12 protein-coding genes are annotated in these 11,883 nt (G+C 58.6%); 4 read left to right on the top strand and 8 right to left on the bottom strand.

Annotated elements, in window-relative coordinates; all coding sequences use genetic code 11:
• The 4 genes from ADADOO_RS08510 to ppsR all read left to right on the top strand — a co-directional run.
• On the top strand, window positions 1–612 hold a 612-nt coding region (locus ADADOO_RS08510; protein WP_511276696.1), incomplete at its 5' end, for a heterodisulfide reductase-related iron-sulfur binding cluster.
• Between the two features lie 74 nt (window positions 613–686).
• Entirely contained in the window at window positions 687–1,133 is a 447-nt protein-coding gene (locus ADADOO_RS08505) for a universal stress protein (protein WP_511276694.1), read from the top strand.
• An 86-nt stretch (window positions 1,134–1,219) separates the two neighbouring features.
• Entirely contained in the window at window positions 1,220–3,967 is a 2,748-nt protein-coding gene (gene ppc, locus ADADOO_RS08500) for a phosphoenolpyruvate carboxylase (RefSeq protein WP_511276700.1), read from the top strand.
• A 9-nt stretch (window positions 3,968–3,976) separates the two neighbouring features.
• Window positions 3,977–4,795 carry a posphoenolpyruvate synthetase regulatory kinase/phosphorylase PpsR gene (gene ppsR / locus ADADOO_RS08495; protein ID WP_511276693.1) on the top strand — a complete coding sequence of 273 codons (819 nt, stop codon included), beginning with the start codon at window positions 3,977–3,979 and terminating at the stop codon, window positions 4,793–4,795.
• 24 nt (window positions 4,796–4,819) lie between these two features.
• Here ppsR and ADADOO_RS08490 read toward each other — a convergent pair whose 3' ends face one another.
• The 8 genes from ADADOO_RS08490 to bamA all read right to left on the bottom strand — a co-directional run.
• Window positions 4,820–5,590: a TrmH family RNA methyltransferase gene (locus ADADOO_RS08490; RefSeq protein ID WP_511276691.1), complete on the bottom strand. Its 771-nt coding sequence runs from the start codon at window positions 5,588–5,590 to the stop codon at window positions 4,820–4,822.
• On the bottom strand, window positions 5,587–6,177 hold the full coding sequence (gene rnhB / locus ADADOO_RS08485) for a ribonuclease HII (RefSeq protein ID WP_511276690.1): 591 nt from the start codon (window positions 6,175–6,177) through the stop codon (window positions 5,587–5,589). Before rnhB ends, ADADOO_RS08490 begins: the two co-directional genes overlap by 4 nt.
• Entirely contained in the window at window positions 6,165–7,310 is a 1,146-nt protein-coding gene (lpxB, locus tag ADADOO_RS08480) for a lipid-A-disaccharide synthase (protein ID WP_511276688.1), read from the bottom strand. The genes rnhB and lpxB overlap by 13 nt, the downstream gene beginning before the upstream one ends.
• Window position 7,311: 1 nt before the next feature.
• Window positions 7,312–8,082, bottom strand: coding sequence for an acyl-ACP--UDP-N-acetylglucosamine O-acyltransferase (gene lpxA, locus ADADOO_RS08475; protein WP_511276686.1), 771 nt, complete (start codon window positions 8,080–8,082; stop codon window positions 7,312–7,314).
• Between the two features lies 1 nt (window position 8,083).
• Window positions 8,084–8,518, bottom strand: coding sequence for a 3-hydroxyacyl-ACP dehydratase FabZ (gene fabZ / locus ADADOO_RS08470; RefSeq protein WP_511276684.1), 435 nt, complete (start codon window positions 8,516–8,518; stop codon window positions 8,084–8,086).
• A gap of 22 nt (window positions 8,519–8,540) precedes the next feature.
• Window positions 8,541–9,569, bottom strand: a complete 1,029-nt coding sequence (lpxD, locus tag ADADOO_RS08465; protein WP_511276682.1) for a UDP-3-O-(3-hydroxymyristoyl)glucosamine N-acyltransferase — start codon at window positions 9,567–9,569, stop codon at window positions 8,541–8,543.
• Window position 9,570: 1 nt separating this feature from the next.
• Window positions 9,571–10,041, bottom strand: a complete 471-nt coding sequence (locus ADADOO_RS08460; protein ID WP_511276698.1) for an OmpH/Skp family outer membrane protein — start codon at window positions 10,039–10,041, stop codon at window positions 9,571–9,573.
• 48 nt (window positions 10,042–10,089) lie between these two features.
• Window positions 10,090–11,883: outer membrane protein assembly factor BamA (gene bamA / locus ADADOO_RS08455; RefSeq protein WP_511276681.1), on the bottom strand; the 1,794-nt coding region annotated here is incomplete at its 5' end.

Below are 11,883 nucleotides of genomic sequence, written 5' to 3'. Positions count from 1 at the left end.
ACCCGCGCCGGCTACGCACCGATCCTGCCGGAAGGTTTCGACAGCCTGTGCTGCGGCCAGATGCTGGCGAGCAAGGGCATGGCCGAGGAAGCAGACGGCATGTCCAGCACGCTGGAAACGGCGCTCATGAAGGCCTCGCAGAACGGCAAGTACCCGGTAATCATGGACGCCAGCACCTGCACCGTGCGCATGCAGAAGCATCTGGCTGGCCGCCTGAAACTTTACGACTTCCACGAATTCGCCGTCGACGCCCTGCTGCCGCGCCTGATGCTGAGCAAGCAGCCCGGCCCGGTTGCCCTGCACGTCAACTGCAGCGTGCGCAAGACCGGCTCCGACGCCAAGCTAAAAACCCTGCTCGTCGCCTGCGTCGAGCAGATCATCGAGCCAGCCGGCGTGACCTGCTGCGGCTTTGCCGGCGACCGCGGCTTCGTCGTCCCCGAGCTCAACCGCCACGCCCTGCGCCACATTCACAAGGATCTGCCGGCCAACTGCGCCTGCGGCGTCTCCACCAACCGCACCTGCGAAATCGGCCTGACCGCCGAAACCGGCATCAACTACCAGTCGATCGCCTATTTGCTCGAAAAATGCAGTCGACCGCAGCAAACCTGTTGAGGATTTCCCTAACAGCGCAAACCCCGGCGAATTGCTAAGTTACGCCCGATCAAACAATTTCAAGGAGAACACCCATGTACAAAAAGATCCTCGTCGCCATTGATGACAGCACCACCTCCCAAGGCGCCCTGGCCGAAGCGCTGCACCTCGCCAGGACGAGCAAGGCCAAGCTTTATATCACCCACGTTGCCGACGAAACCGTCCTCAACCTCCATGGCCACGCCATGACCAGTGCCGTCAATCTCGACGGCGCCGTCGCCGGCCTGATCAAAAGCGGCCACACGCTGCTCGACAAGGCCATCGAATCGGCCACCGGCATCGATGCCGAAGCCTTGCTGCTGGAAGCGAGCAACCATCGCGTTTCCGAAGTCATTTCCGACAAGGCCAAGGAACTGGGCGTCGACCTCATCGTCATCGGCCGTCACGGCCAGCGCGGCCTGGCCACACTGATTCTTGGCTCGGTGGCCGAACAACTGGCCAAGATCGCCGATGCCTCGGTACTTTTGGTTAGAAAGCACTAGCCAGCAGAGGGGGCAGAAGCCAAAATATCGAGAAAAAAACAATACCGATAACACCAAACAGGAAACAGCGTATGCCTCAAGCCTCACTGGACACCAGCAAGGACGAACCCCTTCGCGACGACATTCGCCTGCTCGGCCGCATCCTCGGCGACACCGTGCGCGCCCAGGAGGGCGATTCGGTGTTCGACATAGTCGAACGCGTCCGCCAGACCGCCGTGCGTTTTGCCCGCGACGGCGACCCGGCCGCCCGCAACGAACTCGCCGCCCTGCTCGACCCCCTGCCACGCGACACGACGCAAGCCGTCGTCCGCGCCTTCAGCTATTTCCTGCAACTGGCCAACATCGCCGAGGACGAGCATCACATCCGCCGGCGTCGTGCCCACGACCTGGCCGGCTCGCCGCCGCGCGAAGGCAGTCTGATTTTTGCCCTCGATTCCCTGTCGACCGCAGCCGTCGCGCCGGAAGCCATCGCCGACTTCTTCGCCCACGCCGTCGTCGCCCCGGTGCTCACCGCCCACCCGACCGAAGTCCAGCGGCAAAGCCTGATCCGCAATCACCGCGACATTGCCCGCCTGCTCGACCAGCGTGAACGCCTGCAAATGACGCCGGAAGAAGAGGCCGAGAACGATCTCGGCATCGCCAATTCGATCCTCACCCTGTGGCAGTCGCGCATGCTGCGCCCGGTGCGCCTCAAGGTGCTCGACGAGGTCAAGAACGGCATCACCTATTTCAAGGAAACCTTCTTCACCGAACTGCCGCGCCTCTACATCCAGGCCACGCAGCAACTGCAAAAACGCTACCCGGAGAAAATCTGGGCCCTGCCCCCGTTCTTCCGTGTCGGCAGCTGGATCGGTGGCGACCGCGACGGCAACCCCTTCGTCACCGCCGACATCCTGCGCGAAGCGCTGCGCCTGCAATCGTCCGCGGCGCTCAACCATTACCTCGACGAAATCCACGAACTCGGCGGCGAACTGCCGCTCTCCGAGCTGCTCGTCGAGGTTACGCCGGAACTGCAGGGGCTCGCCGCGCACTCCACCGACCATTCGCCGCAACGTGCCGATGAACCCTATCGCCGTGCCCTGTCCGGCATCTATGCGCGCCTCGCCGCCACCTCGCGCGGCCTCGACCAGGTCGAGCCGGTCCGCCATGAAATCGGTCAGGCCGAGCCGTATGCAACGCCTGACGCCCTGCGCGCCGACCTCAAGGTACTGGCCAACTCACTCAAACTCAACGGCAGCGCCAACCTGGCCGGCGGCCGTTTGCGCCGTCTGCTGCGCGCCGTGCAGGTCTTCGGCTTCCATCTGGCGCCGATCGATCTGCGCCAGAACTCAGAAGTCCATGCCCGCTGCGTTGCCGAACTGCTCGCCGGCGCTGGCCGTTGCCCGGACTACGAAACACTTTCGGAAAATGAGCGAATTTCCCTGTTGACCGTGGAAATCAGCACCCCCCGCCCGCTCTACTCGCCCTACCTGACGTATTCGGAAGAAACCCGGAGCGAGCTGGCCATCTTCTTCGCCGCCCGCGAACTCCGCCAGCGCTACGGTGCCGCCGCCCTGCCCAACTACATCATCTCGAAGACCGACGGCATCTCCGACCTGCTCGAACTCGCCCTGCTCCTCAAGGAATCCGGCCTGCTGCTACCGGGCACCAAGCCGCAACTCAACGTCAACATCATCCCGCTCTTCGAAACCATCGAAGACTTGCAGAAAAGCGCCGCCACCATGGCCGGCGTCTTCGCCATCCCGGCCTACCGCGAACTCATTGCCGGCCGTGGCGACGAACACGAAGTCATGCTCGGCTACTCCGACTCCAACAAGGACGGCGGCTTCCTGACTTCCGGCTGGGAACTCTACAAAGCCGAGATCGAACTGACCCAGGTCTTCAAGCAGCACGGTGTTCGCCTGCGCCTGTTCCACGGCCGCGGTGGTTCGGTTGGCCGCGGCGGCGGCCCGACCTATCACGCCATCCTGGCCCAGCCGGCCGGCGCGGTTTCCGGCCAGATCCGCCTGACCGAGCAAGGCGAAGTCATTTCGACCAAATACGGCAATGCCGACACCGGCCGCCGCAACCTCGAAGTGCTGCTCGCCGCAACACTCGAAGCCAGCCTGACCGACCACGAAAACAAGGTTGAACCGGCCGAGCAGTTTCACGCCGTGATGGACGAGCTCTCGCTGCGCGCCTTCAACGCCTACCGCGACCTGGTCTATGAAACGCCCGGCTTCACGACGTATTTCCGGCAATCGACGGTGGTCTCCGAAATCGCCTCGCTGAATATCGGCAGCCGCCCGGCCTCACGCAAAGCCTCCGAACGCATCGAAGACCTGCGGGCCATTCCCTGGGTCTTCAGCTGGGCCCAATGCCGGCTCATGTTGCCCGGCTGGTATGGCTTCGGTACTGCGGTCGACGGCTATCTGGCGGCAAATCCGCAAGGCCTCGTCACCCTGCGCCGGATGGTCAAATCCTGGCCCTTCTTCCAGAGCCTGCTCTCCAACATGGACATGGTGCTAGCCAAAACCGACCTCGCCATCGCCTCGCGCTACGCCGAACTGGTCGCCGATGTTGAACTGCGCCAACGCATTTTCAGCCAGATCAAGACGGAATGGGCACTGACCAAAAAGCACCTGCTGGCCATTCTCGAACAGGACGATTTCCTCGCCGACAACCCGCTGCTCAAGCGTTCGCTGCAACTGCGCTCGCCCTACATGGACCCGCTCAACCACCTCCAGGTCGAACTGCTCAAGCGCCACCGCGCCGGCGAAACCGACGAGCGCGTGGCGCGTGGCATCCACCTGTCGATCAACGGTGTCGCATCCGGACTGCGCAACAGCGGTTAAAATGCCCGGATGCCTACCCCTATCAAACGCACCGTCTTTTTCGTCTCCGACGGCACCGGTCTGACGGTTGAAGCCTTTGGCCACAGCCTGATGACCCAGTTCGAGGACATCGAATTCAAGCAGATTCGCATTCCCTTTCTGAAATCCGTCGAGAAAGCCCAGGAAGCGGTTGCCCGCATCAACGCCCAGGGCGAATCGGACGGCATGCGCCCGATTGTTTTCACGACGCTGGTCGATCTGGAATTGTCCTCACTGGTTCATCAATCCGATGCCTTCTGTCTATCCTATTTCAGCTCATTCCTGGCGCCACTGGAAACCGAGCTCGGCAGAAAATCGAATCACACCGTCGGTCGCTCGCATGGCTCGGCCGAAACCTCCGAGTACAAAAAGCGCATTGAGTCGATCAACTACACCCTGGCCCACGACGACGGCATTACCGACCGCGATCTCGAAGAAGCCGACGTCATCCTCGTCGCCGTCTCGCGCTGCGGCAAGACGCCAACCTCGCTCTACCTGGCCATGCAGTTCGGCCTCAAGGCGGCCAACTTCCCGCTAATCCCCGAAGACTTTGACCGCAACAAGTTGCCGAGCACGCTCGAGAAACATCGCTCAAAACTGTTCGGCCTGACCATCCAGCCCGAACGCCTCGCTCAAATCCGCGAAGAACGCCGCGCCGGCAGCAAATACGCCTCACTGGCCAACTGCCGCTACGAAATCGCCGAAGCCGAAAAAATGATGCGCCGCGAAGGTATCCACTGGCTCGATTCGTCGACCAAGTCGATCGAGGAAATCTCGACGACAATTTTGCAGGAATTGAAGCTTCGCTAGCAGCGCAGACCGCCGCAAAAAAACTCAGCCCAGCCTGCGGCGGACCACTTCAAACAGACAAACCGCCGCCGCGGCCGCGACATTGAGCGACTCAACCGCACCCGGCATCGGTATCTTGACGCGAAGCCCGGCGACTGCGATCAGTTCAGGGCGGACCCCCTGCCCTTCAGACCCGAAAACCCAGGCAACCGGGCCATCCAGTCTGGCCGCATAAAGCGAGGTGGCACCCGCCAGGCAGGTAACCGCCGTCGTCCCTTCGTAGCCGGCCATGAATCCAGCCAGATCGACCTCTTCGTGGATCGCCAGGGCAAAATGGGCCCCTTGCCCGGCACGCAACACTCTGGGCGACCAGGCCGAAGCGCAACCCGGCGACAGCAGCGCCTGCTCAACGCCGGCCGCCGCCGCCGTGCGCAGCAGGGTGCCGACGTTGCCCGGATCCTGTACGCCGTCGATCAAAATTGCATCTTTTTTCCGGTTGACCGTAGCCTTTGCCCCCGGCGTATCGATCAGCCCCAGCAAGCCGCTCGGCGTCTCGACCAAACCGAGGTCGCGCATCAGGCTATCGGCCAGAACAACCGTTTCGCGGCCGGCGACAAAGCGGGCCACCTCGCCACCGGCCGGCGCCGACTCGGCGACGATCAGGGTCTCCACCGGCCCGAAGGCGAGCTCGTAAGCTTCGACCAGATGCACCCCATCAAGCAGCGTCTGCCCGGTTTTGCGACGCTCGCGCCCGGATTCAGCCAGCCGCTTGAGCGACTTGAAAAATGCGTTGTCGCGCGACTGAATCAGTTTCATAGCCGGGAAATCTGCTTCGCCACAGGGCCAAAACTCCGCCGATGCACCGGCGATGCGCCGTGCTCTTCAAGCGCCTTAAAATGCGCCGCGGTCGGGTAGCCCATGTGGCGATCGAAGCCGTACATCGGATATTGCGCGTGCAAGGTCAGCATCTCGGCATCGCGCACTGTTTTGGCGAGAATCGAGGCGGCAGCAATCGAGGCGATCTTGCCATCGCCCTTGATCACCGCTTCGCAGGGAATATCGAGTTTCGGGCAGCGATTGCCATCGACCAGGGCACTCGTCGGCCGCACGGTCAGGCCAGTCACGGCCCGCTGCATGGCCAGCATCGTGGCGTGCAGGATGTTCAGGCGGTCAATCTCGGCAACCGAGGCCGAGGCCACCGCCCAGGCCACAGCTCGTTCGCGGATCAGCACAGCGAGCGCATCGCGCTTCTTTTCACTGAGTTTTTTCGAGTCGTTGAGACCGGGAATCGGTCGCCGCGGGTCGAGAATAACGGCCGCCGCAACCACCGTACCGGCCAATGGACCGCGACCCGCCTCGTCGATGCCACAAACGAGACCTTCAGGGACAATCAGTTCAGGCATTCAATGACCGCATTGGCAGCCTTTTTCGCCGTGTCCTGCCGCAGCTGCAGATGAATGTCGGTAAAAGCCGCTTCAACCGCCGCGGCATTTTCCTTGTCTTCGTAGAGTTTGATCAGCGCCTCGGCCAGATTTTCCGGGGTCGCCTCGTCCTGCAGGATTTCCGGCACGACATAACGCCCGGCCAGCACGTTGGGCAGCCCGACGTAGGGCAGATAGGCCATGCGCTTCATGAGCCAGTAGGACAGCTTGGCGATTTTGTAGGTGATAACCATCGGCCGCTTGATCAGGGCCGCTTCGAGCGTTGCCGTTCCGCTGGCAACGAGCGACACATCAGCAGCGCCGAGCGCATCCTGGGCGTGGCCGAAGAGCAACCGGAAAGGCACCGCGCCAGCTTGTTGACGATAGATTGCCGCCTCGAATTGCAGCCGTGTCTCGCGCGTCGCCAGCGGCACGACAAAAAGCGCGTTGGGCAAACGCTCGCCGATCAGTTTAGCGGTCTGCACAAAGGTATCGGCCATCATCGCCAGTTCGCCCTGACGGCTCCCCGGCAGCATGCCGAAAATCGGGTAATCGCGCGGCAACTCCAGCTTTTCACGCACCGCCAGCTTACTGGTCTGCAAGGGGATGATGTCGGCCAGCGGATGCCCCACATAGGTCACCGGGATGTGCTCTTTTTCGTAAAGCGGCGGCTCCATCGGGAACAGCGCCAGGACGCGATTGACAGCGCGGGCGATTTTCTTGATACGCCCGCCCCGCCAGGCCCAGATCGACGGACTGACGTAATGGATGGTCTTGACGCCAGCCGATTTGAGGCTGGTTTCCAGGCCAAGATTAAAATCGGGTGCATCGACACCGATGAAGATGTCGGGCTGAATATCGAGCAGGCGCTTTTTCAGCTGGCGACGAATAGCGGAAATTTCCCGGTAATGCTTGAGGGCGTCGACATAACCCATGACCGACAGCTTTTCCATCGGCCACCAGGCTTCAAAACCCTGCGTTTCCATGCGCGGCCCGCCGATGCCGAAAAACACGGCATCCGGCAAACGCTCTTTCAAGGCGGCAATCAGGTGGCTGGCCAGGAGATCCCCGGAAGGCTCCCCTGCCACCATGGCAATCCGTACGGCGCGCCCCATATCAGCGAATGATGCCGCGCTTAGAAACCTCGAGGAAATCGACAAAAAGCTGAACATCCGGCTGAGTCTTGGCATCCTCAGCAAGCTTGCTCTTCGCTTCTTCGAGCAGCAAACCGGACTTGTAAAGAGTACGGTAGGCTCGCTTGAGCGAGGTGATCGATTCGGCGGTAAAGCCGCGACGCTTCAGACCTTCGACATTGATCCCATAAGGCGTTGCTGTGTTGCCGGCGGCCATCAGGTAAGGCGGTACGTCCTGCAGGATCACCGTACTGACGGCGGTCATGACATGAGCACCGATCTTGCAGAACTGGTGAACGCCGGTAAAACCACCCAGAATCGCCCAGTCCCCAACCACGACATGACCGGCCAACGAGGCATTGTTGGCGAAAGTAACCTTGTTGCCGACCTGGCAGTCGTGCGCAATGTGCACATAAGCCATGATCCAGTTGTCATCGCCAATCCTCGTCGCCCCGGCATCCTGAACCGTGCCCAGATTGAAAGTGCAGAACTCACGAATAACGTTGCGATCACCGATTTCCAGACGGGTCGGCTCGCCAGCGTATTTTTTATCCTGCGGCACTTCACCGAGCGAGCAGAACTGGAAAATCCGGTTATCGCGGCCAATGCGGGTATGGCCACGAATAACGCAGTGCGGACCAATCACCGTGTTGTCGCCGATTTCGACATCCGGACCGATAATGGAATAGGGGCCGATCTCGACATTGCCCCCAATTTTGGCGCCCGGATCAACAATAGCGGTCGGATGAATCATGTTACAGCTTTCGTTGGGCGCACATCAGACGCGCCTCGGCGGCCAATTCACCATCAACGCGGGCCTCAACCTTGAATTTCCAGACGCCACGCATCTGACGTTCAATCTCGGCATGCAGGTGCAATTGATCACCTGGCACCACCGGCTTCTTGAAACGAGCGTCGTCAATACCGGCGAAGTAAAAAACCATATCAGCCGATGGCTTTTCGGACATCGACTTGAACGACAGAATACCGGCCGCCTGGGCCAGTGCTTCCATGATCAGAACCCCTGGCATCACCGGATGATGGGGAAAATGGCCCATGAAAAATGGCTCATTGATCGTCACATTCTTATAGGCATGAATAGATTTGCCCGGATCGATCTCCACAACACGGTCGACCAGCAAAAACGGGTAACGGTGCGGCAGGTGCTCCAAGATTGCTTGAATATCCATTTAATCAACCCCTTGTATTATTTTATTTAAGTAATTTCTCAATCTCGGAAATACGATCTGCAAGCTTCGATAGCCGCCGAATATGGGACGCGTTACGCATCCAGTGCTCGTAACTATCAAGAGGAAAAACGCTGGTGAAAACACCACCTGGCTCAACGATACTGCGCATGACGGTCGACCCACCGGAAATCGTCGTGTTCGGCGCCAGAGAGAGGTGCCCGCTGATCATGCTGGCCCCGCCCAGAATGCAGTGCTCACCCAATGTCGTACTCCCAGCCATGCCGGTACACCCCGCAATGACCGAATAAGGGCCGATATTGCAGTTATGGCCGATCATGACCAGGTTGTCGATCTTGCAGCCATCGCCGATCACCGTGTCATCGAGCGCACCACGATCGATGGTAGTATTTGCGCCAATCTCGACGTCGTTTCCGATGACCACAGCACCAATCTGCGGAATCTTGACCCACTCCTTGCCATCCGGCGCAAAACCGAAGCCATCGGCGCCAATAACCACGCCCGAGTGCAAAATGGCCTGCTTGCCGACTCGGCAACCGTGATAAATACTGACATTCGGGTAGAGCGTACTCCCCTCGCCGATCGTCACACCGTCGCCTATGGCACAACCGGATTGGATGCGGCAATTTTCACCGATAATGACGTTCTTGCCGATAACGACATGCGGCCCTACATGAACCGACGCAGGAACGGAAGACTCGAGCACCGCGGTAGCGTCGATGCCACTGGCCAAGACTGCTCCTGGATTGAGCAGAGTAGCCACCCGCGCGTAGTAGGCATACGGATTGGCAGTTACGATACGCGGCCCAGGAAAGCCGTCCTTAGCGTCAGGCGCCAGAATAACTGCCGAAGCCTTGGTACTGGCCAACTGGCTGCGATATTTGCGATTGGCCAGAAAGGCAATATGGCCAACCGAAGCGGAGACCAGTGTCGCCACTTGAAAAATGCGCGTTTCGGCATCTCCAAGCACATCGCCGCCCAATAGGGCGGCGATGTCGGCAAGAGTATAAGAAGTCTCACCCAAACCAGCCATATTACTTGCCTTCCGACAGCGCCTTGATCACCCGTTCCGTGATATCAAGACGGGGGCTGACCCAAACGACATCCTGAAGAATCAGGTCATACTTTTCGCTCTCGGCAATCTGCTTGATCGCCTTGTTGGCCTTCTCGATCACCGCTGCATTTTCTTCGTTCTGACGAAGATTCAGGTCTTCGCGGAACTCACGTTGACGACGCTGGAATTCGCGCGAAATCTCGCCGAATTCCTTTTCTTTTGTCCGACGTTCACTTTCCGCCATGGTCACCGAATTCTTTTCCAGATTTTCCTGGAGACCCTGCAATTGCTTGGCCATGCGCTGAAGATCCTGATCGCGCTTGGCGAATTCACCTTCCAGCTTTTTTGCAGCCTTCTGGGCGGCTGGCGCATCACGGAAAATACGCTGCGTATTGACGTAACCGACCTTCAACTCGGAAGCGACCGCACCGGTTACGAACAATGCAGACATTAAGGATGCGAGAACTACGGACTTGATTTTCAACTTGACACTCCTGAATTAAAACGTGGTGCCCATCTGGAACTGGAAGGATTCGGACTTATCGTCCGCCTGCTTGTTAAGCGGCCGACCAAAACTGAATTTTAGCGGACCAATCGGAGAAATCCACGAAGCAGACAACCCGGTCGAATAGCGAAGACCGCTGGACGACTGAGCCGCATCATTGCCGTAAACCTGGCCAGCGTCAAAGAACCAGCCCATGCGGAAGCTCTTTTCCATGCCGGGAATACCCCACAGCAATTCGGCATTACCAATCACACGGCGGCTACCCCCAAGGCGGTATTGGTTACCGCTCGAATCAGTCTGAACCGGGCCAAGGCTCGATGCCTTGTAGCCACGCACCGACCCGATACCGCCGGCGTAAAAATTCTTGAAGAACGGCAGGCCTGAGTCACCATACCCCTCAGCGTAACCAACCTCACCATTGAGCATCAAAGTGAATCTGGAATTGAGTGGTATGAAATGCTGTAATTGGTAAGTGACGCGGTAGTAGGTCAGATCACCACCCGGCAGAGCAACCTCGACAGATGCCTTTTGGAAGGTTCCTCGTGTTGGGAAGAAAAAGCTATCCTTGCCATCACTCGCCCAACTCAAGGTGAGTGGAATGGAAAGATTGGTTGCGCCAAAATCCTTGACGTAATTCACGTAATACTGGGGACTATTCGTATATGTCGTAATAGTCGTCGAATCAACGCCAAGACCGAGTCCAATCGACTCTTTTTCCCCAATCGGGAAACCAAAGCGCAGCCCGCCGCCATAAGACGACGAACTGTAGGCAGCAATGGCTGTAGAGGTCGTATTAACGGTCCGCTGGTAGACATCAAAACCCTGACTCACGCCATCCTGGGTAAAGTACGGATTCGTATAGGAAAACACATAGGTCCGATAAGTCTTGGCAGAGTTAACCTGAATCGCCACGTTGTTGCCGCTACCCATGAAATTGTTTTGTGCGATCGAACCCGACAGGATGATCTTGTCGGTGCTTGATGTGCCAAGACCCAGCATCAAATTACCGGTCGGTTTTTCAGTCACATTGACGTTGACGTCCAACTGATCGGCCGTACCAGGCACCGCAGGTGTCTCGATGGCAATATCGCCAAAAAAACCAAGTCGGTCAATACGCTGCTTCGAAGCGGTGACCTTGTCTGCATCGTACCACCCGCCTTCCATCTGGCGCATCTCGCGACGAATAACTTCATCGCGAGTTTTGGTATTGCCGGTCACATTGACACGACGCACGTAAACCCGCTTGCCAGGATCGACAAAAATAGTGAAGGCAACCTTGCGCTTTTCCTTGTCGACTTCCGGCGCGGCATTGACGTTGGCGAAGGCATAGCCCTCCTTGCCAAGACGGTCGCTAATAGCCTTGGTCGTGTCGTTCAACTTTTCGCGAGAAAACACGTCACCCGGCTTAATGGCAACCAATTTCTTCAATTCATCTTCGGGAATCGAGAAATCACCCGCCATTTTCACCGATGACACCTGGAAACGCTCGCCTTCGACAAGGTTAGCGGTAATGAACACATCTTGCTTGTCCGGAGAAATTGAAACTTGCGTCGACTCGACGGCAAACTCCAGATACCCCTGATTCATGTAGAAGGACTTCAATTTTTCCAAGTCCGCCGACAATTTTTGCCGGGAATACTGGTCGTTCTTGGTGTACCAGGTCAGCAAGCCTGGCGTCGTCAACTCGAACTGACTGAGCAACTCTTTTTCCGAGAAAGCTTTGGCGCCAACCAGATTGATCTGTTTGATCTTGGCGGCAGCACCTTCTTCGATATTGAAATTGATGCC

Origin of the sequence: Azonexus sp. (assembly GCF_036170495.1) — a bacterium.
GTDB lineage: Bacteria > Pseudomonadota > Gammaproteobacteria > Burkholderiales > Rhodocyclaceae > Azonexus.
Note: the sequence above shows the minus strand (reverse complement) of the source record. Positions and strands in the feature narration are given on the sequence as shown.